Origin of the sequence: Rhodococcus sp. ACPA1 (assembly GCF_002300195.1) — a bacterium.
Taxonomy (GTDB): Bacteria; Actinomycetota; Actinomycetes; order Mycobacteriales; family Mycobacteriaceae; genus Rhodococcus_F; species Rhodococcus_F opacus.
This window is the reverse complement of sequence record NZ_NSDX01000003.1, coordinates 1,377,219-1,398,568: the sequence shown is the minus strand read 5'-3', so window position 1 is coordinate 1,398,568 and position 21,350 is coordinate 1,377,219. Positions and strand designations below refer to the sequence as shown.

Sequence of the window (21,350 nt, the reverse complement as noted above, 5' to 3'; positions counted from 1 at the left end):
TGCACGGCATCGGAAGATCCCACTTTTAGGGTTCCCTTACTTGCGTAAATCCGAGCGAAGGCGCTCTTCGTCGACCTCCCAGTAACTGTGCTCACGTCCGTCGAGCAATACCACCGGCAATCGGTCGCCGAATTCGGCCCGCAATTCGGGGTCCGTGGCCGCCGCCTCGTCGACGTCTATGCACGTCAGTTCCAGCCCGAACTCCTCGCACACCACCAGCAGCCGCTCGCGGGCCGGCGCGCACGCACCGCACCCCGCCCTCGTGAGAAGCGTCACCTCGCGTCCGTCCGTGCTCATGCCTCGCCACTTCCTTTCGACGCCTCCGGTGGAGTCACTGTGCCGTTTCGGGGTCCACATACGCCAATCGACTCGGAGATGAACGTCACACAGTCCCCCCTGCACGGCCATCCACCCGCCCCGTCCCCGATTCGGGGGATAGGCTGCTCCCAGAGGCTTCTGCGATACGGGAGGTGCGAGTGCCTGCGCGATCACTACCGAACGGCACGGGTTTCGGTTCAGGTCTGGCGGGGATCATCCTCCCGGGCCGACGCCAGTTCAGGAATCCGCTGGGACCCAGCGAAGCCGAGGTACGTGCCAACGTCGCAGGTGAGGCGAGTGCCGATGCGGCCCTCGCTCTTCACGTCGCGTCCGGCGAGGAAACCGAGCTGGTGGAACACGACGTTCCCCTCGACCTCACGGCGGCCGCGTTCTTCGACGTCGACAACACGATGGTCCAGGGCGCCTCGATCATCCACTTCGCCCGCGGTCTCGCGGCCCGCAAGTACCTGAAGACGTCCGACCTCCTCGACTTCGCGTGGAAGCAGATCAAGTTCCGCGTCACCGGCAAGGAGAGCAGCGACGACGTCGCCTCCGGCCGGGAGAAGGCCCTCTCCTTCGTCTCCGGACGGTCGACGGCCGAGCTCGCCCGGCTCGGTGAGGAGATCTACGACGAGGTGATCGCCGACAAGATCTGGCCCGGCACCCGCGCACTGGCGCAGATGCACCTCGACGCCGGTCAGCAGGTGTGGCTCGTCACCGCGACCCCGGTGGAGCTGGCCCAGGTCATCGCGAAACGCCTCGGCCTCACGGGTGCCCTCGGCACGGTGGCCGAGAGCGAGGACGGGATGTTCACGGGGCGTTTGGTCGGCGACATCCTGCACGGCCTCGGCAAGGCGCACGCCGTGCGCGCCCTGGCCGTCCGCGAGGGGCTCAACCTCAAGCGCTGCACCGCGTACTCGGACAGCCACAACGACGTGCCGATGCTGTCGCTCGTCGGCACGGCCGTCGCGATCAACCCCGACACCGATCTGCGCGAGCTCGCCAAGAACCGGGGCTGGGAGATCCGCGACTTCCGGACCGGACGCAAGGCCGCCAAGATCGGCGTCCCCACGGCGCTGCTTCTCGGCGCTGCCGGCGGCGCACTCGCCGCGATCGTCGCGCGCCGCCGCGAACAGGCGGCCTGAGCCGCCGGTTCAGCGATTCAGCCCAGGAACACGTTGCGGCGCTTCGCGAGGAGCCGGTAGAGCGTCTGCTGGATGGTCTCCCGGACGTGGTCGGTGACCTCGAATAGTTCCATCGGGTCGTCGGCCGCCGCCGCGTCGTAGGTGTCGGTGACGATCGGCTTGCCGAACTCGATGTACCACTTCGACGGCAGCGGAACGAGGCCGAGCGGTCCGAAGTGCGGGAACAGCGGGGTCACCGGGAAGTACGGCATCCCCAGCAGCCGGGCGAGTGTCCCCAGTTCGCCGATCTTCGGGTAGATCTCCTCGGACCCGACGATCGAGCACGGAATGATGGGCGCACCGGTCCGCATGGCGGCGGACACGAAACCGCCGCGGCCGAACCGCTGCAGCTTGTAGCGTTCGCTGAACGGTTTGCCGATGCCCTTGAAACCTTCGGGGAACACGGCCGCGACCTCCCCGTCCTGCAGGAGGCGCACGGCGTCCGGGTGACACGCGAGGGTGTGCCCGGCCTTGCGGGCGACACCGCCGACCAGCGGCATCTCGAAAGCCAGATCGGCGGCCAGCATCCGCAGCGGGCGATGCGCGGGGTGATGGTCGTGGACGGCAACGGACGTCATCAGACCGTCGATGGGCAGGACACCGGCATGGTTGGCGACCACCAGCGCGCCACCGGTCGACGGGATGTTCTCCAGACCGCTGACCTCGACGCGGAACCACTTGTCGAACAGCGGCCGCAGGATCGGGAGCCACACGTTCTCGGCGAAGTGCGGGTCGTAGCCGAAGTCGTCGACGTGATAGTCACCCGACAGCCGGCGGCGCACGAACTCGGCGGTGTTGACGATCTGCTCGGCCAGGGCGTTGCGGACGGCGTCGACGGCCGAAGACTCGGTGACGGGCTCGGGTGGGGTGATCACGGCGGGTGGAGGCATCGCGGACGGATGTCGGCTCTCGCTCTGCTCACGCCTCGAACGTCCGATAGCGGCCCCGCGCGCGGCTGTCGCACCGTGCAACGGAATGACCTTCGCCACTTCGTTCACCTCTCCCCTTTCGCCGTGCCGGTAAGAGCGAGTAGTGCGTTTTCTGCTGCGTCGACCCATTCGTTCTTGATGATCGCCTTGACGCCTGCCGCGCGAGCGAAGTCGTCGAGCGCCTGCATCGAGGTCCACCGTGGCTCGAAGGATAGTTCGCTTCGCATGCGGGTGGTGTCGAGTCCGCAACCGAAGTGGAAGTACTCGAGTTGCTCGGTGGTGTACGACCGCATCACCGGACCCATCAGCGCACGTCCGACGTTGCGGAACAACCCGAACGGCATCGGGACCTCGATCCGCCCGGCGCGGCGGATTGCCTGGGACATCATGACCACGCCGTCGCCGGCGACGTTGAACGTGCCCGCCGGACCCGACACCGTGGCCCGTTCCAGTGCGGCGAGCGCGTCCTCCTCGTGCAGCACCTGCAGGCGTGCGTCGCGTCCGAGAATGGTCGGCACCACCGGTGAGGTGAGGTACTGCGCGACGGTCGCGTTGAGGCGGGGCCCGACCAGCGGTGCGAGGCGGAGAATCGACACGCCGATGTCGGGGCGCCTGCGCCCCATTCCGCGCAGATATCCCTCGATCTCGATGCAGTCCCGTGCGTAGGCGCCCGCGGGACGCCGCCGGGCGCTCATCTCCTCGGTGAACTTGGCCGGGTCCTTGGCGCTGCAGCCGTACACCACGGAGGCCGAGCGCAGCACGACCTTCCTGACCGTCGGCGCCTTCTGGCAGACGGCGAACAACTGCATCGCGCCGATGACGTTCATGTCCTTCATGGCCGCGCGACTGCCCGACTTCGGCGGGCGCGCCAGCGTCGAGGCGTGCACGACGGTGTCGACCTCGGCGTTGCGAATGACCTTGCCGATCAAGGGATTCCGGATGTCGGCGCGCACGAACTCGGCGCGGCCCATGCGGCGCAGCATGTCCTTGCTCGGCGACACCGCGTCCACCGCGATGACCCGCTCGATGTCCGGATTCTGAGCGAGCCGGGTGACCAGGTACCCACCCAGAAACCTGCTTGCCCCAGTGACCAGCACGACGCGCGGCACCGCCGTTCGCGTAGTACTGTCTCCGTCACTCACAACCACTAGAACCCCCGATCACGTAGCGAGTGACGTCAACGATACGTGCAGGAGGGGGATGGCGCTCCGCACAACGACAATTGGTCGGTCGACCACAACGCGGAGGGAGTCGGCGAAACGACGGATGCCCGCCACCGGAGGTGACGGGCATCCAGACGCAACTCTTTACTTACCGAGTTTCCTGCGCTGCACTCGGGTGCGGCGAAGCAGCTTGCGGTGCTTCTTCTTCGACATGCGCTTGCGTCGCTTCTTGATCACTGAACCCATAGCGGGTGTCCCTCACGTTCTTCTCTAGCGTTCCTGCGCACGCCGGTCACGTACGCCTGCGCCGCTCTGGCGCCTGGGCCTCGTTTTAACTAGCTCAGCGCCTTACGACACCAGCTGGCTGGTACGACAGTCGCTAATCGTACCGGTGCGGGTCCTCTCTCTGAAAACTAGGTCGCACCGCTACCGGCGAAACCGAGGTGACCCTCTTCGTGCCGATCGGTCAACCGGCGTCGAAGTACGAGGTTTCGAGGTAGTCGTGCACTGCTTTCGCATGCACTCTGAACGAGCGGCCCACGCGGACGGCGGGCAGTTCGCCGCTGTGCACCAACCGATACACAGTCATCTTGGACACTCTCATCAGCGTCGCTACCTCGGCGACGGTGAGAAATTGCGTTCCGGCCAGTGCCGGTTGTCCGTCCGGGGCCGAGCCCTTGGACGGCTTTTTTGCAGACGTCATCAACCACTTACCTCCGGCACGTCTCGCGCCGCCGGCTTCCCCTCCGGCGGAACAGACACGCACGTGCTACTTCGAGCTTAGCGGGACGGATGGGGTTACTGCGACGGGTGTGGGCAATCGAATATTCATTCGGTTGACGTGCCGAGTTCGGCGGAACGAATTTTCGCGGCTTCGAGAGCGTCGAAAAATGCTGTTCGGAGCCCGTTTCCTTCCAGCCGGCGGATCGCCGCCGCGGTGGTTCCGCCGGGCGAAGTCACGGCGGCACGAAGTTCGGTTGCGCTCTCCCCCGACCTGTCGAGCATGGCTGCGGAGCCGACCATGGTCTGCACGACCAGTTCGGATGCGGTCGCCCGGGTCAGTCCGAGCCCGACGCCCGCGTCGATCATGGCCTCGGCGACCAGGAAGAAATAGGCCGGACCGGAACCGGAGACGGCGGTGACGGCGTCGATCTGCGATTCGGGGACGACGACGACCTTGCCGACCGACGACAGGACGCCGCGCACCAGTTCGAGGTGCTCCTTCTTCACATGCCTGCCGGGTGCCAGCACGCTGACGCCCTCACCGACCAGCATGGGCGTGTTGGGCATGACCCGGACCACCGGGAACCCGGCGGGCAGTCTCGTCTCGTAGAAGGCGGTGGGGATACCGGCAGCGAGCGACACGAGCAGCTGCTCGCGCTCGCCGTCGAGTTCCACCTTGGACACCTCGGTGAGCGCGGCCTCGACGTCGCCCGGCTTGACGGCCATCACGATGACGTCGGCGCCTTCGGCGGCGTCGGAGGGGGTGGTGACGCGCACCGAGTACGCCGCGGCCAGCTCGTCGGCCCGCGCCGGATGCTGCTCGGCCACCACCAGATCCTTGACGGCGTGACCTGCCTGCAGAAGCCCCGAGATGAGGGCCTCGCCGATCTTGCCGCCTCCGATTACCGCAATTCTCGTCATGCCGAACAGCCTGCCACGACGCTCTGCGGCGCCTTCCTAGCGGGGGATCATCGCCAACTGCCGGCTCTGCACGACGATCGCCCCGGTGGAGTCGAGGACGGTGTGGTCCTCCTCGAACCACGCGCCGCCGAGCACCGTGCTACTGGCCATCACGCGCAGCCACCCCGGTGCCGGCTGCCTGCGCAGGTAGGTGGTCAGCTGCACCGTGGGCGCCCAGCCGAACATGCCGCGGTTCATCGTCACAGGGGCGCTGATGTCTCCGGTCATGATCGCGAACAGGGCCGCCGTGTCGGGATCGTCCTCGTCGCCCGCGCGCGGTCGCACCCACATGCGCACCTCGGGTTCGCCCTGGTTGCCGGTCAGGAAGTGCGCCGACGTCCCGTCGACCCGCATGTCGCAGCCCTGCGACACGTGGACGATCTGCCCCATCGGATGGTCGGCCGTGAGCACGACGGCGTCGGCGGGCGGTTCCACCGGGAGCTGGGACAGGGCGTGGGCGCCGTTGTACTGCGGCTCTCCCACGTCCGGGACGCCGAGCGTGACCGACGCGTGCACGGCTACGCGGTCGCCCTGCTTCAGCTCCACGTCGACGAACGACACCTGCTTGCCCTGCTTGCGCAGCGTCGTCGACAGTGTCACCTCGCCGGGGTCGGGAGCGGACAGGTAGTTGGCACCGACCGCGAGGGGCTGCACCCGGGACAGCTCGGCGTCGCCGTTCTCGTCGAGCAGTCGCCTGCGGGCCGCGGCCGCGCAGAGCGACATCATCGAACCGCCGTGCACCTTGGGGCCGATCGTCCAGATCGGGTCGATCGACGCCAGATAGGTCCCGTCACCGGCAGCGGTGAGGACGTTGAGGTCGCGGAAGGGAGTTGAGCTCACTGCTGATCCTGTTCTTCGGGGTTCCGGAGACGCTTCTGCGCGACGTCCTGGTGTGCGAGGCGGCGCATCGCGGCGATCACCGGCTCGTAGATGGCCGTGCCGAGCACCGCGTAGCGGATCGCGTCCTCGGCCGATTCGGTGGGCATGAGTCCGATGTCGATCTCGGCGATTCCGCGCACGTGCCGCCCGTAGGCCTCGAGCCGCTCCTCGGTCATCGGGATGCCTGCTTCTTCGAGCCCCTCGAGCGCACGTTCGAGTTGGCCGACCGCGACGTACCGCGGGTCGTACACCTGCCCGAGCCTGTCGAGGACGGCGCGTGCCCGCGGGAACTCGTCCGCGCCGTCGTCGGAGGCGTCGAGGTAGGGCGGGAGTTGCGCGATGGCCTCACCGAGCACCTCGAACAGCGAGCCGTCGGGATGGTCGACGAGCCGGAGGATCTCCCGGATGCGCGGAATCGGGAGTCCGGCTCCGGCCAGCGCCTTGACGAGGCCCAGTCGCTCCACGTGCTTCTCGCCGTACCGGGCCTGGGTGGCGCTCGTCGCCTCGCCCGGCATCAGCAGACCTTCGCGCAGGTAGTACTTCACCGTCGCGAGCGGAACGCCGGTACGGGCGACCAATTCGGAAACGCGCACGGCCCCTCCTTCGGCTCGTCGACTCTCGACACCGGATACCCCAGAACTAGATACTGAAACTATCCAATATGGCGACGAGCTTACCGCAGCAGGGACGCGGCAGAAATCTCAGGTGTCGTCGTGATCGCCACCGGAGTGGCTGCGCGGCGACCCCGAGGCGGCCCGACCCGGTTCGAGGTGCTCACGGGCGAACGTCAGCGCCTGCGCGAGCATCGAGGACCGTTCCCGCTGCGTCCGGGCGTTCTGCGTATTGATCTCGATCACCGCCTGCCCGTCGAATCCGGTGTCGACGAGATGACGGCACAACTGCGCGCACGGCTGGGCGCCGTGCCCGGGGATCAGGTGCTCGTCCATCGACGCGCCCCGACCGTCCGCGAGGTGGAGATGCGCGAGGCCCTCCCCCATACGCTCCGCCAGCTTCATCGCATCCATCCCGGCCGTGGCCGTGTGCGACAGATCCAGGGTGTAGTGGGCGTGCCCCGAATCGGTGGGGTCGTAGGACGGGCTGAACGCCGACAGCGCCGCCCCCGGTCCGCCCCGCCTCCGGAGCCGCTGCGCGGACCTCTCCTTGCTGCCGAAGAAGCCGTCCGCCCGCATGGGGAACATGTTCTCCACCGCGACGATCACGTCGCTGCGCTGTTCCAGTTCGGCCACCTGATCGGCGAAACCCTCGGCGTACCGGCGCTGCCAGCGGAACGGGGGGTGCACCACGACACTCGTCGCCCCGAGCGACTCGGCGGTGCGGACGGAACGCTCCAGCTTCGCGACCGGGTCGGCACCCCACACCCGCTGCGAGATCAGCAGGCACGGCGCGTGGATCGCCTGAACCGGAATCGCGTATCTGCGCACCAGCCCGGCCACGGCCCCGATGTCCTGGCTGACCGATTCGGCCCACACCATCAGTTCGACGCCGTCGTATCCCAGATCGGCCGCGTACCGGAACGCCGCCTCCGTGTTCTCCGGGTACACCGAGGCCGTCGACAGGCCCACCAGCACCTTCCGCCCGCGCGATGACCGTCGAACCTGCCCGTGCCCACTGTCCCCGACCATGAGCAACTCAGCCCGACGCAAGCATGAAGGCTAACGGCCCCAGAGTGACGATCATCCCGACCACGACGGCGATCACGAAGCTGGTGATGTCGTCGGTGCGACGCAGGATGCGGACCATCGCGACGAGGCCCACGATGACGAGCAGCGCCAGAATCAGCGCGACCCACGGAAAGACGTCCCACAGTTTCTCGAAACCCTTGAAGAGCAGGGCCCCGGCGATCACGGCTACGACACCCTGACCGATGAGGACGGCCCACTCGCGGGTGGAGTTCTCGCCTGCCTCGTCGTTCTTGTCCGCCTTCTCCGCTTTCGCGGCCACGGCCTTCTCGGCCTTCGCCTCCTTGCGGGAACGGCGAGGGCTCTCGGGCTTCTGCGCGTCGCCCTCGTGCTTCTCGGTGCCCGCGTCGTCGGTGGCGGCCTCGATGAGTTCCGTCTCCTCGCCCGCGTTCGCCGCGTCCGAGTCCCGTGACTGCCGCATCAGGTCACCGGCCAGCGTCGAGCCGGACAGCAGCGCGGGTTCCGGCTTCGCCTTGGCGGGAGCCTCAGGCTTCGGCGTCTTGACGAACTTCGACGCGCCGTTCGTCGGCGCGGTGGGACCGGCCTTCGCCGGGGTTCCGGTTTTCGCCGGCACCTCGGGCTTCGCCGGCGCGGCGGGCTTCGCCGGCGCGGCGGGCTTCGCCGGCGCGGCGGGCTTCGCCGGCGCGGCGGGCTTCGCCGCCGGTTCGGCCTTCGCCGCCGGTTCGGCCTTGGCCGGGGCGTCGGGCTTCGGCGCCGGCGTCACGCGGGGAGCGGCGACGGTCGGCGCGGGCTCCGGCTTCTTCACGACCGGGGCGGCCACCGTGGGCGCCGGTGCGGGCGCGGCGGCCTCGGGCGCCGGCCGTTCCTTCTGGACGGAGCGGCTGACCCAGGTTCCCTGGTGATCACGCGACGTCCCACCCGACACCACTCCGCGGCCACGGCCGGCGGGGCGACTGGCGATGGGCTCGTCGTCGTCTTCGTCGTCGACGGGAGACGTGAATGCTGCGGTGCGCCCGTCGGCACGCGCCGGCGGCGCCGCCGGTGCGGACGTGCGCGGCGGCTCGGGCGCGGCAGATTCGGGTTCGGGTTCGAGTGCCCGCGAATCGGACGGATCCCGGACCACCGGAATTTCACCGGTCAGCTCGGCAACGGAGATTCCCCCCTTGACGCCGCGACGACGCCGCCCGCCCCGGGACTCCACCTGTTGTCCGTTGCGTTTGAGCAGTTCTGACACAGAGATCTGCTGACTGTCCTCGGTCATCGAGCACCCACCATCAATTCACCGCCCATTTCCGTATCGAGCTTGCGGAGGATCAAACCCTCACGCAGAGCCCAGGGGCAGATTTCCAGTTCTTCCACGCCCAGTGCTCTCATGCTGGCCTCCGCAACGAGTGCTCCGGCCACGATCTGCTGCGACCTGTCGGAGCTCACCCCTTCCAATTCTGCACGGTCCGAGGCCGTCATCCGCGAAATGAAAGCTATGAGTTGCCTGAGACCACTGGCGGTGAGGGTGCGCTTGACCCGCGGGCCCGCGCCGGACGGCGCCGCGCCCGTCAGCCGGGCCAGCGAGCGGAACGTCTTGGACGTGCCGACGGCCCGATCCCACTGCCCCGCCGCGCGCAGTTCCTTGGACGGGACGGTCAGTTCGGCGTCCAGCCAATCCCTCAGCACGGCCACCCGACGCTTGCCCGGCGGGTCGGCCTCGAGCCAGTCCCGGGTGAGCCGTCCCGCGCCGAGTTGCAGCGACAGCGCGACGTCCGGGTCCTCGTCGCCACCCGTCGTCAGCTCGAGGGATCCGCCTCCGATGTCGAGGTTCACGATGCGGCCCGCGCTCCACCCGAACCAGCGGCGCACGGCGAGGAACGTCAGCCGTGCCTCGTCGACACCCGACAGAACCTCGAGTGTCACCCCGGTCTCGGCGTGCACTCGTTCGAGCACGGCGTCCGAGTTGTTGGCGTCGCGCACGGCGGACGTGGCGAAGGCCATGAGCTCACCGCACCCCGACGTCTTCGCGATGCTGGCGAAGTCTGCCACCGTCGAGACCAGGCGATCCGCACCCTGGGAGGTGATGTCACCCCGGTCGTCGGTGTTCTCCGCCAACCGCAGAGTCGACTTGGTCGAACTCATCGGTGTGGGGTGGCCGCCCCTGTGGGCGTCCACTACGAGAAGATGGACGGTGTTGCTTCCGACGTCGAGTACCCCTAGTCGCACATTGACACGGTACTGGGTCTACCGTCGGGCTTTGTGACAGCACGTAAAGCAGGGCGTTCACACAAGATGACGCCCAGCCCGGAAGTACCCCTCGACTTCGCTCGTGAATGGGTCGAGTTTCCCGATCCCGACAACACCGAGCACATCATCGCCGCGGACATGACGTGGCTGCTCTCCCACTGGACCTGCGTGTTCGGGACCCCCGCGTGCCAGGGCATCATCGGCGACCGGCCCGACGACGGCTGCTGTTCCCACGGCGCGTTCCTCTCCGACGAGGAGGACCTGGAGAAACTGAACCGGTCAGTGAAGATGCTCACACCCGCGGACTGGCAGTTCATGGAGAAGGGTCTCGGCAAGAAGGGTTACGTCGAGGAGGACGACCTCGAGGACGAGCCCGCGCTGCGCACCCGCCGGTACCACGGCGCCTGCATCTTCCTGAACCGCCCCGGCTTCGAGGGCGGCGTCGGTTGCGCGCTCCACTCGATGGCACTCAAGCGCGGAATCGAACCCCTCGAGGTAAAGCCCGACGTGTGCTGGCAGCTCCCGATCCGCCGCACCCAGGAGTGGGTCGAACGCCCGGACGGCGAGCAGATCCTCAAGACCACCATCAGCGAGTACGACCGGCGCGGCTGGGGCGAGGGCGGCTCGGACCTGGACTGGTACTGCTCGGGCTCCCCCGACGCCCACGTGGGCGCCAAGGCCGTCTGGCAGTCGTACGCACCCGAGCTGACGGAACTGCTCGGCAAGGCCGCGTACGCGGAGTTGGCGAAGATGTGCAAACGCAGGGCCGGCCTCGGTCTCGTCGCCGTCCATCCCGCCACCGCCGCCGCGCAGAAGAAGGCCGCCGAGTAACGCATCAGACCCACCGGTCGATTTACCCGTCACGGCCCCATTCCGGGCACAGCCATGACAGGAGAGATCATGTTCGCTCGAATTCTGACCGGTGCCCTGTTGACCGCCGCCGCAACGTTCGCCCTCGCGCCGACCGCGTCCGCCCAGCCGACCCCGGACTGGAACACCTTCTACGACAAGACGGCCAACTTCGTCGCACCGTTCGATCCGGGCGCCTTCGGCGACAAGGGCGACCGGGCACTCGTGCTGAGCCCGTACGGCACCGGCCGGGTCATCGAGTGCAAGGGCGACGGACACTACGTCGCGGTCTACTGCAGGCAGTTCGACGACCAGGGTCGCGAGCATGCCATCACGCAGATCATCTCGGCACCGTTCCGCGGTGTGTACGTGTACAACCCGTTCTGACACACGCCCACGAATTCGTCAGCCGCACAGGTAATTTCCTGTGCGGCTGACGAATTCGTCTGCAACTGTGGCGGATCAGCGTCCGCTCACGCCTCCAGTTTGTAGCCCAGGCCGCGGACGGTGACGAGATGCTCCGGCTTGGCCGGGTCTGTCTCGATCTTCGAGCGCAGACGCTTGACGTGCACGTCGAGGGTCTTGGTGTCGCCGACGTAGTCCGCGCCCCACACCCGGTCGATCAGCTGCCCGCGGGTGAGCACCCGGCCCGAGTTCCGCAGCAGGTACTCGAGGAGGTCGAACTCCTTGAGCGGCAGAGTGACGGCCTCGCCGTTCACCTGGACCACGTGACGTTCGACGTCCATCCGGACCGGTCCCGCCTCGAGGACGGCCGAGTCCTGCGCGACGTCGAGTTCGCTGTCGACACCGCGGCGCAGCACCGCGCGGATGCGGGCGATCAGTTCCCGCGCCGAGTACGGCTTGGTCACGTAGTCGTCGGCGCCGAGTTCGAGACCCACCACCTTGTCGATCTCGCTGTCCCGTGCCGTCACCATGATGACGGGGACACCGGACCGGCTGCGGAGCTGCTTGCACACGTCCGTGCCGCTCATGCCGGGCAGCATGAGGTCGAGGAGGACGATGTCGGCACCGGCCCGGTCGAACTCGGCGAGCGCGGACGGTCCGTCGCCCACGATCGTCGTCTCGAACCCTTCCTTGCGTAACAGGAATGCCAATGGGTCGGCCAGTGACTCCTCGTCTTCCACGATCAGCACACTTGTCATCGCTTGGCCTCCATACCGGTTTCTCTCTTCCCGACGTTTCCGCCCTCGGCGTCCACTGTCTCGATGTGTGCAGGAATCTGCAGGGTAAACGTCGAACCTGTTCCGGGCTTGCTCCACAGGTCGATCGATCCGTTGTGGTTGGCGGCCACGTGTTTGACGATCGCGAGGCCGAGCCCCGTTCCGCCGGTCGCGCGGGCCCGCGCCTTGTCGACGCGGAAGAACCGTTCGAACACCCGCTCCTGGTCTGCCTTGGCGATGCCTTCGCCGCGGTCGGTCACCGAGATCGCCACGTTGTCGCCGCGGATCGACCGGCTCACCGAGACGGGGGTGCCCTTCGGCGAATAGGCGATCGCGTTCTGGACCAGGTTGGACAGCGCGGTGACGAGCAGGGCGCGGTCGCCGAGCACTTCGTAACCGCTGTTTTGGTCCGTGGTGACGGCGATCCCGGCGGCTTCCGCGGAGATCTTGCAACGCTGCAGCGCCTCGTCCACCACCTCGTCGACCGAGACGGCCTCGAGGTCGGGCAGTTTCTCGGCGCCCTGCAGCCGCGACAGCGCGATCAGTTCGGTGACCATCTTGCCGAGCCGCACGGATTCACTGAGCACGCGTTCGCCGAAGTGCCGGACCGAATCGGGGTCGTCCGCCGATTCGAGGAGTGCCTCCGCCAGCAGACCCATCGCGCCGACCGGGGTCTTGAGCTCGTGGCTGACGTTGGCGACGAAGTCGCGGCGGGTCGCCTCCATCCGCACCTGCTCGGAGTCGTCGTCGGCGAACAGGACCACGAAGTTGTGATCTTCCTTGCTGAGCAGACGTGCGGTGCCGCGCACCGCGATCCGATCGCGTCCCCGCTGCGGGTTCTTGGTACTCAGGTCGACCTCGACGGGTTCGCCGGTCTCGAGGACCCGGAGCGCCGCCACCCACGCCCGGTCGTCGACGAGCCGGTTCCGCACCAGGCCCAGCTCCTCCGCCCGGGGGTTGAACAGGACGACGTCGTGGAACTGGTCGACCACGGCGATGCCGCTCTCGGACGCCAGCACGATCAGGTCGAGCACCTGCGACATCGTGAGCCCGGACTGCTCTTCCATGCGCTGCGCCTGCCGGGTGGACAGCATGGGGATCAGAACGCCACCGACGAGGTAACCGACGAAGCCGCCCACGATGGCAAGCAAGACGGCTTGAACAACACTCACGCCTGAATCGTACGTTCGTGCGGCGGGCCGGTTACGCAGGGTCCAGGCATTTCCGCGCACGTCACACGCGGGAACCGGAGTCTTCGTCCGCAGTTAACCTGCCGTTGGCCGGACGTCCCGCGAACGCGACGTCCGGCCGGTCGCACGGGTTACTTCCCGCCCTGGTTCGCGACCGCGGCGGCGCCCGCGGCAGCGGCCTCGGGGTCGAGGTAGGTGCCACCGGGGTTGAGAGGCTTCAGGTTCTCGTCCAGGTCGTAGCGCAGCGGGATGCCCGTCGGGATGTTCAGGCCCGCGATGTCCTCGTCGGAGATTCCGTCGAGGTGCTTGACGAGGGCGCGCAGCGAGTTGCCGTGCGCGGTGATCAGCACGGTCTTGCCCGCCTTCAGGTCGGCGGAGATGGTGTCTTCCCAGTACGGGATCAGGCGGACGACGACGTCCTTCAGGCACTCCGTCAGTGGGACCTCATCGAGGTTCGCGTAGCGGGGATCGGTGTCCTGGCTGTACTCGCTGCCGGCCTCGATCGGCGGCGGCGGGGTGTCGTAGCTGCGGCGCCACAGCATGAACTGCTCGTCGCCGTACTTGTCCTTGACCTGCGCCTTGTTGCGTCCCTGCAGGGCACCGTAGTGGCGCTCGTTGAGACGCCAGTCGCGGATGACGGGAATCCAGTGCCGGTCGGCGGTGTCGAGCGCGATGTTGGCGGTGCTGATCGCGCGGCGCAGCAGCGACGTGTAGAGCACGTCGGGGAGCAGGTTGTGCTCGAGCAGCAATTCGCCGGCGCGCTTGCCCTCGGCGATGCCCTTATCGGTCAGGTGGACGTCCACCCAGCCGGTGAACAAGTTGAGCGCATTCCATTCGCTCTCGCCGTGGCGGAGCAGCACAAGGGTTCCGGTACTCATGCCGTTCATCCTGGCATGCCTCCCGGAACCCTCGCGCCGTGAACCCCTGCCGTCAGCTCCGGCCGGCCTCGCTTGCCCGGAGATCCTTGCGGAGGATCTTGCCCGCGGCGGACTTCGGCACCAGGTCGATGAACTCGACCTTGCGGACCTTCTTGTGCGGCGACACCCGCTCGGCGACGAACGCGATGACCGCGGCCTCGTCCAAGTCGGCGCCGGGCTGGCGGACCACGAACGCCTTCGGCACCTCCTCACCCTCCTCGTCGAGAACCCCGATGACGGCGGCGTCGGCGATCTGCGGGTGCGTCAACAACAACGCCTCCAACTCGGCGGGCGGCACCTGGTACCCCTTGTACTTGATCAGCTCCTTCATCCGGTCCACGATCGTCACCACCCCCTCGGAGTCGACCGTCGCGATATCCCCGGTGTGCAGGTACCCGTCCGCATCCAGGGTCTCCGCGGTCGCCTCGTCGTTGCCCAGATACCCGGCCATGATGTTCGGGCCCTTGCACCACAACTCACCCGGCGCGCTGACCCCCTCCGCCGGGTAGGCGACCTCCTCCCCGGTGCCCGGGTCGACCAGCTTGCACTCCATGTTCGCGATCGACGGACCCACCGAATCCAGCGCGATGTCGTCACGGTCGAACGGAATCGCATGCGAGACCGGGCTCATCTCCGACATCCCGTACCCCTGCCGCACCCGGCACCCCAGCCGGTTCGCGACGGCCTTGCCCAGCTCCTGATCCAGCGGGGCGGCACCGGAGAAGACCGAATGCACGCTCGACAGGTCGTAATCGTCGACCAGCGGATGCTTGGCCAACGCCACCGCGACCGGCGGGGCGATGAACACATACGTGCACCGCTGCCCGGAGACGATCGACAGGAACTCGACCAGGTCGAACTTCGGCATCGTCACCAAGCTCGCCCGGTTGAACAGGGCCGCGTTCAGCAGCACCGTCATCCCGTAGATATGGAAGAACGGCAGCACCGCCAGCAGCTTGTCGTCGGCGCCGATGCCCATCCGCGGGTTGATCTGACACACATTCGCCACCAGGTTGCGATGCGTGAGCATCACCCCCTTCGGCCGGCCGGTGGTCCCCGACGAATACGGCAGCACCGCCAGCTGGGTCGCCGGATCGAACGACACCTCCGGGGCGGGTGCGCCCTCGGCCAGCAGATCGGTCAGCGACGGGTGCCCGTCGGCGCCGTCGAGGACGATCACGTTCTCCACCGGGATCCCGACGCGGGCCGCGGCCTCCTCGGCCTGCGGCAGCAGCGGGGAGACGGTGAACAGGAACTTCGCCTTCGAGTCGGTGAGCTGCTTGGCGATGTCCTCCGCGGTATACAGGGCGTTGATGGTGGTCGCGACACCCCCGGCCCGCAGGATCCCGTGGAACACCGACGCGAACGCCGGCACGTTCGGCGAATGCAACCCCACCACCTCGCCGACCGCGAGACCGCGGGCGGCGAGCGCCCCGGCCACCCCGTCGATCTGGGCGATGAGCGCCTGGTACGTGGTGACCGCGCCGGAGGCACCGTCGATCAGCGCGGGCCGGTCCCCATCGGCCGGGTCGACCTGGCCGAAAAGGAAATCGTAGACACTGAGGTTCGGAATCTCGACGTCCGGAAACGGGCTCTTGAAGCTCACTGGGGCCTCTCCCTCGAAGTGTTGCAGCAGCAGTTGTCGGTACAAGTTTCTGTGAACATCAGACACATGCACCTAACCTGTGACAACAGTCACAAGCTCGGCGCAACTCTACCCGCGCGTATTTCCGGTCCGCGGGCGGTCGACAGCACTCAGGCCTGCGGGTCCTCGATGAGATGCTCGAACGGTTTCAGGTTCGCCAGTGACTCCCCGCGTGAGACACGCCACTCCCACTCACGCTTGATGGAACCGGCGAAACCGAGCTCGAGGAGGGTGTTGAAGTCGCCGTCGGCCGCCTCGAGCACCTGCCCGAGAATCCGGTCCAGTTCGTCCGCGGTCACCGCGTGCTCGGCGATCTGACCGACCAGGTAGATGTCGCCGATCTTGTCGATCGTATACGCCACCGAGTACAGCCGGCGATTGCGCCGCAGCAGGTACTTGTAGACGCCTTCGAAGTTCTCGTCGGGCTTGCGGCAGACGAACGCCTCGACGCGCAGACCGTGCTTGCCGACGGTCAGGAGCGTGGTGGTCTTGAGCTTGCGCTCGCCGGGCAACTCGACGATGAAGTGCGTCGAGTCCTTCCTCGTGAAGTCCATCTCACGTTCGGTCAGGGCGGACTCGATCACTTCGGCCAGCTCGCTCACTGGTGCACCATCCTTGTGTCGGTGGTTTCAGATGGACTGCCGATGCACCCGAGGTGCCGCCGGGTCACTGCCCTGCTCGCTTGACACGATCGATGTCCGGCATGAGTTCTGCAGGACCCGGCGGTCGCCCGGGCCGCGCCGACCGTCGACAGGGCTGAGCGCCACCGAGCGCCGAACAGTGAGCGAACCGGCTGCCGCGTCCCGGCACCGCACGAGGGTGCCTCCCCACTGGGTCTAGCAGCGAGGAGGCTGACATGAAGTCTGCCAGAAACACCCTGCCCGATGAACCACCCAACGCCCTGACCTGCGGCATCGACTGGGCCCGCGACGATCACGCCGTGTCCGTCGTCGATGCCCGCGGCCGCGAGGTCCACCGCTGCACCGTCGAACACAGCGCCGCCGGGCTGCGCGAGCTGCTCACAGTCCTCGCCCGCACCGGCGTCTGCGAGGTCGCGATCGAACGCCCCGACGGACCGGTGATCGACACCCTGCTCGGCGCCGGGATCACCATCGTGGTAATCAGCCCCAACCAGGTCAAGAACCTGCGCGGCCGCTACGGATCGGCCGGCAACAAGGACGACCGCTTCGACGCCTTCGTCCTCGCCGACACCCTGCGCACCGACCGCACCCGACTGGCGCCGCTGACCCCCGACCACCCGGCCACCGTCGCGCTGCGCCGACTCTGCCGGGCCCGCAAGGACCTCGTCGCCCACCGCGTCGCCCTCGCCAACCAACTGCGGGCGCACCTGCGCAACGTCTTCCCCGGCGCGGTCGGCCTGTTCGCCGATCTCGACTCCCCGATCAGCCTGATGTTCCTGACCCGCTTCGACTGCCAGGACCGGGCCGACTGGCTCACCCCCAAGCGCCTGGCCACGTGGCTGTCCGGCGTCAGCTACAGCGGCCGCACCGACCCCGCGGTCCTGCACGCCCGCCTGACCGCCGCACCCCGCGGCGCCGTCGGTGACGACGGATCCGCGCACGCCCACATCACCCGCGCCTTCCTCGCCGCCCTGCGCACCCTCGGCGAACAGATCAAGTTGCTCACCGAACAGATCGGCGAGCAACTCGCCGGGCACGCCGACGCCCACATCTTCACCAGCCTGCCCCGCTCCGGCACCGTCCGCGCCGCCCGGCTGCTCGCCGAGATCGGCGACTGCCGGGCACGATTCCCAACCCCCGAGTCGCTGGCCTGCCTCGCCGGCGTCGCCCCCTCCACACGCCAGTCCGGCAAGGCCAGAATTGTCGGATTCCGTTGGGCCGCAGACAAACAACTCCGCGATGCCGTCACCGACTTCGCGGGCGACTCCCGCCACTCGAACCTCTGGGCCGCCGACCTCTACAACCGGGCCGTCGCCCGCGGACACGACCACCCCCATGCCGTCCGCATCCTCGCCCGCGCCTGGCTGTTCGTCATCTGGCACTGCTGGCAGGACAACCTCGCCTACGAACCGGACAAACACGGCGCCCTCCAACGACTGATCGTCCACCAACAACCGGCGGCTTGACACAGGGCAACTCATGCGCGCACTCCCCCGGCCCTGCGCAGCTTCCACAGTCCGCGTCCGCGACGCGGGGAGAATTCGCTGGGGCCGTGTCCGTAGTTGTAGTTGACGGTCGCCATCCGATAGCTCTCGAGGAGTCCGTCGGCCGTGTGTTCCCAGGAGAAATTCTCCGCGTGACGAGGAGCCTCGGCGGCCAGCGCGGCGAGCCTGCCGGGCTCCGAGACCAGCGACTGCAACGCCGTCGCCCAGTCCTCGGTGCGGTGCCCGTCCACGAGAAGCCCGGTCTCGCCGTTCCGGACGGCGACGCCGAGACCGCCCACGTTCGCGGCGATCACCGGCGTGCCGCAGGCTTGCGCCTCGATGGCCACCAGCCCGAACGACTCCGAATAACTCGGCACCGCAACGAGATCCGAAGCCCGGTACACGTCGACGAGTCGATCAGGCGCCTGCGGCGGGAGGAACGTCACCCGCGCGGCGATGCCGAGCGAGGACGCGAGTTCGATCAACGCGTCCGGCCGAGCCAGCCCGGAACCGGACGGGCCGCCGACCACGAGCACCCGCAGTGTCGATTCGGGATCTCGGGCGATCAGTTCCGCGGCGGCACGGAGCAGGACGTCGGGCGCCTTGAGCGGCTGGATGCGTCCGACGAACGTCACGACGGTCTCGCGCGGGTCGAGCCCCAGCTTCGCCCGGGCGGCGGCCCGGTCGCCCGGCCGGTACCGCGTCAGATCTGCGCCGGGCGCCACCACGTCGATCCGGTTCGGGTCGGCGCCGTAATGGCGGACCAGCTGATCGGATTCCTCGGTGGTGTTGGCCACGAGCCGGTCGGACTCGGCCACCACCTGCTGCTCGCCGATCTGGCGGGCGGCCGGTTCGGGAGTGTCACCGTCGGCCAGCGACAGATTCTTGACCGCGGCGAGCGTGTGCGCGGTGTGCACGAGCGGCACACCCCAGCGGTCGCGGGCGAGCCAGCCGACCTGCCCCGACAACCAGTAGTGCGAGTGCACCAGGTTGTAGTAGCCCGGTTCGTGGCGGGCCTCCTCGCGGAGCACCCCGGCGACGAACGCGCAGAGTTGGGTGGGCAGATCCTGCTTGTCCAGTCCCTCGAACGGGCCCGCTACGACGTTCCGGACGAGGACCCCCGGCGCCGCTTCCTGGACCGGTGCGTCGGCGGACGACGTGGCCCGGGTGAAGATTTCCACCTCGACGCCGCGACGCGCCATTTGGATGGCGGACTGCAGCACGTAGACGTTCATGCCGCCCGCATCGCCGGTACCGGGCTGCGCCAGTGGTGAGGTGTGGACCGAGAGGACGGCCACCCTGCGGGGGCGCGAGTTGTGCATGGGCGTCACCACTCCATAGTGCTCCCTCACCGATCGGCCCCTTTAACCGAGGTTGTCGACGAACTCGCCGACCTCCTTTACGAACCTCTCCGGATCCTCCACGAACGGTCCGTGATCGCAGCCTTCCCAGAACGACGCCCGCGCCTGCGGGATCAGTTCTGCAGCGTGCCTACCAGCCGAGACATCGACGACGGAGTCCTCGGTGCCGTGCAGGACGAGCACCGGCACGTCGAGGGACCGGAGCAGGTCATCGTGGCTCGCAGACCGGTTGAAGAGTGCGGCCCGCACCCGGGGCGGGGTGGCGAGGCTGGCCCCGAACAGCGCCTGCGACTGTGCGCCCTTGCCTTCCGGCGGTCCGGTGAGCGCGTTGCCGAACGCGCCCAGCGCGCGGATCGCCTCGCGCGGCTCCTCGGACATCGCGCCGGGGCTCGCCGCGCGCATCGCCGCACCGACCTTGCCGCCTGCCTCCCCGCGACCGATGCTGGTGATGGCTCCGACGAAGACCACACCGTCGACGGCGGACGTGCCGTGCGACGCCAGGTAGTCGCAGATCACGAGGCCGCCGTAGGACCAGCCGAGGAGCACGGCGCCGGACGCGACGCCTTCGGCCGTGAGCACCGCGTCGACGTCCCCGGCCCAGACCGCGGAGTCGGCGTAGCCGGTGTCGGGCGCACCCGAGTAGCCGTGTCCGCGCAGGTCGACGGCGATGACGCGGTAGCGGGCCGCGAGTTCGTCGAGCACCCCGGGGCCCCAGCACTTCGAGGACTGCGCCCAACCGTGCAGGAGTACCAGGGCCCGCGCGTCGGGGTCACCGGTCACCGAGTAGACGAGGGGCGTTCCGTCGACGCCGACTGTTTCACGAATAGCCATGGGGTCACCATAGAGGCCAGCAGCGCGGCGACCGCCGCCACCGCGTAGCCCGCGGTCGTGCCGAATTCGTCGATCATCCGGCCCGCGAGTGCCGACCCCACGGCGACGCCGACACCCAGCCCGGTGACGATCCAGGTGATGCCCTCGGTCAGCGCGGCCGCGGGCACGATCTGCTCGACGAGACCGGTCGTGACGATCATGATCGGTGCCACCGTCATCCCCGCCACCGCGTAGGCGACGGCGAGCGCCGGAATGCTGTCGGCCAGAAGGAGTGGAACCGTCAGGACTGCCACCGCGAGAACCGCGACCATCAGCTGTTTCCGGAGCGGCGCCGACACCCGGATCGCGCCGAACACGATGCCCGCCACAGCGGAACCGGCCGCGAACAGGGCCAGCACCACGGTGGCGGAGGCGGGTGCGTCGTGGCTTCGGGTGAAGGCGATGGCACCGACGTCGATGACGCCGAAGATCGTGCCCATCGACACCATCACCGCCACGAGGATCCACACGGCGGGGGTCCGGACGACGGACGGGCGGCCGTCGTGCGTTGCCGAATGCACGGGGGGTTCGGTGCCGCGCTGAGCGACGAGTGCGAGCGTGCCGACCACCAGCAGGACGAGACCCGCGAGCGGTCCCGCCTCGGGGAACACCGTGACGGACAATCCGACGGAGACCACCGGTCCCGCGATGAAGCACAGCTCGTCCACCACCGCCTCGAACGCGAACGCCGTCCGCAACAGTGACGTGCCGCGGTACAGCTCGGTCCAGCGGGCGCGCACCATCGCACCGATCGTGGGCATGCAGCCGGCGGGAACGGCCCACACGAACAGCACCCAGTCGGGCGTCCCGAACCGGACGCACACCAGCATCGCGGCGATGGACGTCGCGCTGATCCCCGACGCGACGGGAAGGACGCGGGACTGCCCGTACCGGTCCACCGCCCGGGACACGACCGGGGTGATGAACGCGTAGGTCAGCGCGAACACCGCGGCGAGGGCACCGGCCAGTGCGTAGTCGCCGCGCAGTTCGGACAGCATCGTGACGATGCCGATGCCGACCATGGCGATCGGTACCCGCGCAACGAATCCTGCGGCGGAGAACGCTGCGGAGCCGGGGGCGGCGAAGATCTGACGATAGGTACCGAGCACGCGTCGAGCCTCACAGATCGTGGCCGCGACTTCCAGCACGTGCAAGTATTGCGC

At 68.2% G+C, this 21,350-nt stretch carries 23 protein-coding genes; 4 read left to right on the top strand and 19 right to left on the bottom strand.

What is annotated here, in order from left to right:
* Nucleotides 1-36: 36 nt before the first annotated feature.
* Complete coding sequence (locus CJ177_RS16980; protein WP_005251981.1) at nt 37-297, bottom strand: glutaredoxin family protein; 261 nt, start codon at nt 295-297, stop codon at nt 37-39.
* Between the two features lie 179 nt (nt 298-476).
* Here CJ177_RS16980 and CJ177_RS16975 point away from each other — a divergent pair, with 179 nt between their 5' ends.
* Nucleotides 477-1,463 (top strand): HAD family phosphatase, encoded by a 987-nt coding sequence (locus CJ177_RS16975; protein ID WP_025433136.1) that lies wholly within the window; start codon nt 477-479, stop codon nt 1,461-1,463.
* Nucleotides 1,464-1,480: 17 nt separating this feature from the next.
* On the opposite strand, the gene CJ177_RS16970 is transcribed toward CJ177_RS16975, so the two are convergent.
* The 10 genes from CJ177_RS16970 to CJ177_RS16925 form a co-directional block, all read right to left on the bottom strand.
* A complete protein-coding gene (locus CJ177_RS16970) occupies nt 1,481-2,500 on the bottom strand; it encodes a lysophospholipid acyltransferase family protein (RefSeq protein ID WP_005251979.1) in 1,020 nt (339 codons plus the stop codon).
* Entirely contained in the window at nt 2,497-3,540 is a 1,044-nt protein-coding gene (locus CJ177_RS16965) for an NAD-dependent epimerase/dehydratase family protein (RefSeq protein ID WP_025433137.1), read from the bottom strand. The genes CJ177_RS16970 and CJ177_RS16965 overlap by 4 nt, the downstream gene beginning before the upstream one ends.
* A gap of 198 nt (nt 3,541-3,738) precedes the next feature.
* Nucleotides 3,739-3,840 (bottom strand): 30S ribosomal protein bS22, encoded by a 102-nt coding sequence (locus CJ177_RS16960; RefSeq protein WP_003402602.1) that lies wholly within the window; start codon nt 3,838-3,840, stop codon nt 3,739-3,741.
* Between the two features lie 220 nt (nt 3,841-4,060).
* Nucleotides 4,061-4,297, bottom strand: coding sequence for a helix-turn-helix domain-containing protein (locus CJ177_RS16955; RefSeq protein WP_005258384.1), 237 nt, complete (start codon nt 4,295-4,297; stop codon nt 4,061-4,063).
* Between the two features lie 125 nt (nt 4,298-4,422).
* Nucleotides 4,423-5,238, bottom strand: coding sequence for a pyrroline-5-carboxylate reductase (proC, locus tag CJ177_RS16950; RefSeq protein WP_005251971.1), 816 nt, complete (start codon nt 5,236-5,238; stop codon nt 4,423-4,425).
* A gap of 36 nt (nt 5,239-5,274) precedes the next feature.
* A complete protein-coding gene (locus CJ177_RS16945) occupies nt 5,275-6,117 on the bottom strand; it encodes a thioesterase family protein (protein ID WP_005251969.1) in 843 nt (280 codons plus the stop codon).
* Complete coding sequence (locus tag CJ177_RS16940) at nt 6,114-6,749, bottom strand: MerR family transcriptional regulator (RefSeq protein ID WP_005251967.1); 636 nt, start codon at nt 6,747-6,749, stop codon at nt 6,114-6,116. The genes CJ177_RS16945 and CJ177_RS16940 overlap by 4 nt, the downstream gene beginning before the upstream one ends.
* Nucleotides 6,750-6,857: 108 nt before the next feature.
* Nucleotides 6,858-7,799 (bottom strand): sugar phosphate isomerase/epimerase, encoded by a 942-nt coding sequence (locus CJ177_RS16935; protein ID WP_005251965.1) that lies wholly within the window; start codon nt 7,797-7,799, stop codon nt 6,858-6,860.
* Nucleotides 7,800-7,806: 7 nt separating this feature from the next.
* On the bottom strand, nt 7,807-9,078 hold the full coding sequence (locus tag CJ177_RS16930) for a hypothetical protein (RefSeq protein ID WP_095868158.1): 1,272 nt from the start codon (nt 9,076-9,078) through the stop codon (nt 7,807-7,809).
* Complete coding sequence (locus CJ177_RS16925) at nt 9,075-10,028, bottom strand: Ppx/GppA phosphatase family protein (RefSeq protein WP_005251962.1); 954 nt, start codon at nt 10,026-10,028, stop codon at nt 9,075-9,077. The genes CJ177_RS16930 and CJ177_RS16925 overlap by 4 nt, the downstream gene beginning before the upstream one ends.
* Nucleotides 10,029-10,094: 66 nt before the next feature.
* On the opposite strand from CJ177_RS16925, the gene CJ177_RS16920 reads away from it, so the two are divergent.
* Together CJ177_RS16920 and CJ177_RS16915 are read left to right on the top strand one after the other, a co-directional pair.
* On the top strand, nt 10,095-10,880 hold the full coding sequence (locus tag CJ177_RS16920) for a hypothetical protein (RefSeq protein ID WP_005251960.1): 786 nt from the start codon (nt 10,095-10,097) through the stop codon (nt 10,878-10,880).
* 69 nt (nt 10,881-10,949) lie between these two features.
* Nucleotides 10,950-11,285: a hypothetical protein gene (locus tag CJ177_RS16915; protein WP_005251957.1), complete on the top strand. Its 336-nt coding sequence runs from the start codon at nt 10,950-10,952 to the stop codon at nt 11,283-11,285.
* 86 nt (nt 11,286-11,371) lie between these two features.
* On the opposite strand, the gene CJ177_RS16910 is transcribed toward CJ177_RS16915, so the two are convergent.
* From CJ177_RS16910 to CJ177_RS16890, 5 genes are all read right to left on the bottom strand, one after another.
* Nucleotides 11,372-12,061: a response regulator transcription factor gene (locus CJ177_RS16910; protein WP_005251956.1), complete on the bottom strand. Its 690-nt coding sequence runs from the start codon at nt 12,059-12,061 to the stop codon at nt 11,372-11,374.
* A complete protein-coding gene (locus tag CJ177_RS16905) occupies nt 12,058-13,251 on the bottom strand; it encodes a cell wall metabolism sensor histidine kinase WalK (RefSeq protein ID WP_095868157.1) in 1,194 nt (397 codons plus the stop codon). The genes CJ177_RS16910 and CJ177_RS16905 overlap by 4 nt, the downstream gene beginning before the upstream one ends.
* A gap of 149 nt (nt 13,252-13,400) precedes the next feature.
* Nucleotides 13,401-14,156, bottom strand: a complete 756-nt coding sequence (locus CJ177_RS16900; protein ID WP_179443232.1) for a phosphoglyceromutase — start codon at nt 14,154-14,156, stop codon at nt 13,401-13,403.
* Nucleotides 14,157-14,199: 43 nt separating this feature from the next.
* Nucleotides 14,200-15,792, bottom strand: coding sequence for an AMP-binding protein (locus CJ177_RS16895; RefSeq protein ID WP_095868156.1), 1,593 nt, complete (start codon nt 15,790-15,792; stop codon nt 14,200-14,202).
* A gap of 149 nt (nt 15,793-15,941) precedes the next feature.
* On the bottom strand, nt 15,942-16,433 hold the full coding sequence (locus tag CJ177_RS16890; RefSeq protein ID WP_095868155.1) for a YbjN domain-containing protein: 492 nt from the start codon (nt 16,431-16,433) through the stop codon (nt 15,942-15,944).
* 254 nt (nt 16,434-16,687) lie between these two features.
* Between CJ177_RS16890 and CJ177_RS16885 the strand changes: the two genes are divergently transcribed.
* Entirely contained in the window at nt 16,688-17,938 is a 1,251-nt protein-coding gene (locus CJ177_RS16885) for an IS110 family transposase (RefSeq protein WP_095868154.1), read from the top strand.
* Nucleotides 17,939-17,949: 11 nt separating this feature from the next.
* Here the strand turns inward: CJ177_RS16885 and mshA are convergent, their stop codons facing one another.
* From mshA to CJ177_RS16870, 3 genes are read right to left on the bottom strand one after another with little or no spacing between them, the layout of a single operon-like run.
* Nucleotides 17,950-19,308 carry a D-inositol-3-phosphate glycosyltransferase gene (gene mshA, locus CJ177_RS16880; RefSeq protein ID WP_179443231.1) on the bottom strand — a complete coding sequence of 453 codons (1,359 nt, stop codon included), beginning with the start codon at nt 19,306-19,308 and terminating at the stop codon, nt 17,950-17,952.
* 12 nt (nt 19,309-19,320) lie between these two features.
* Complete coding sequence (locus tag CJ177_RS16875) at nt 19,321-20,148, bottom strand: alpha/beta fold hydrolase (RefSeq protein WP_095868153.1); 828 nt, start codon at nt 20,146-20,148, stop codon at nt 19,321-19,323.
* Nucleotides 20,094-21,296 (bottom strand): MFS transporter, encoded by a 1,203-nt coding sequence (locus tag CJ177_RS16870; RefSeq protein WP_005251936.1) that lies wholly within the window; start codon nt 21,294-21,296, stop codon nt 20,094-20,096. The genes CJ177_RS16875 and CJ177_RS16870 overlap by 55 nt, the downstream gene beginning before the upstream one ends.
* Between the last annotated feature and the right edge of the window lie 54 nt (nt 21,297-21,350).

What these genes read in the sequence shown, in the direction of transcription:
- CJ177_RS16915 (WP_005251957.1), top strand. Translation starts at nt 10,950, where the DNA reads ATGTTCGCTCGAATTCTGACCGGTGCCCTGTTGACCGCCGCCGCAACG.
- CJ177_RS16885 (WP_095868154.1), top strand. Translation starts at nt 16,688, where the DNA reads ATGAAGTCTGCCAGAAACACCCTGCCCGATGAACCACCCAACGCCCTG.
- CJ177_RS16900 (WP_179443232.1), bottom strand. Translation starts at nt 14,156, where the DNA reads ATGAACGGCATGAGTACCGGAACCCTTGTGCTGCTCCGCCACGGCGAG.
- CJ177_RS16910 (WP_005251956.1), bottom strand. Translation starts at nt 12,061, where the DNA reads ATGACAAGTGTGCTGATCGTGGAAGACGAGGAGTCACTGGCCGACCCA.
- CJ177_RS16930 (WP_095868158.1), bottom strand. Translation starts at nt 9,078, where the DNA reads ATGACCGAGGACAGTCAGCAGATCTCTGTGTCAGAACTGCTCAAACGC.
- CJ177_RS16955 (WP_005258384.1), bottom strand. Translation starts at nt 4,297, where the DNA reads ATGACGTCTGCAAAAAAGCCGTCCAAGGGCTCGGCCCCGGACGGACAA.
- CJ177_RS16935 (WP_005251965.1), bottom strand. Translation starts at nt 7,799, where the DNA reads ATGGTCGGGGACAGTGGGCACGGGCAGGTTCGACGGTCATCGCGCGGG.
- CJ177_RS16875 (WP_095868153.1), bottom strand. Translation starts at nt 20,148, where the DNA reads ATGGCTATTCGTGAAACAGTCGGCGTCGACGGAACGCCCCTCGTCTAC.
- CJ177_RS16920 (WP_005251960.1), top strand. Translation starts at nt 10,095, where the DNA reads ATGACGCCCAGCCCGGAAGTACCCCTCGACTTCGCTCGTGAATGGGTC.
- proC (WP_005251971.1), bottom strand. Translation starts at nt 5,238, where the DNA reads ATGACGAGAATTGCGGTAATCGGAGGCGGCAAGATCGGCGAGGCCCTC.
- CJ177_RS16980 (WP_005251981.1), bottom strand. Translation starts at nt 297, where the DNA reads ATGAGCACGGACGGACGCGAGGTGACGCTTCTCACGAGGGCGGGGTGC.
- CJ177_RS16960 (WP_003402602.1), bottom strand. Translation starts at nt 3,840, where the DNA reads ATGGGTTCAGTGATCAAGAAGCGACGCAAGCGCATGTCGAAGAAGAAG.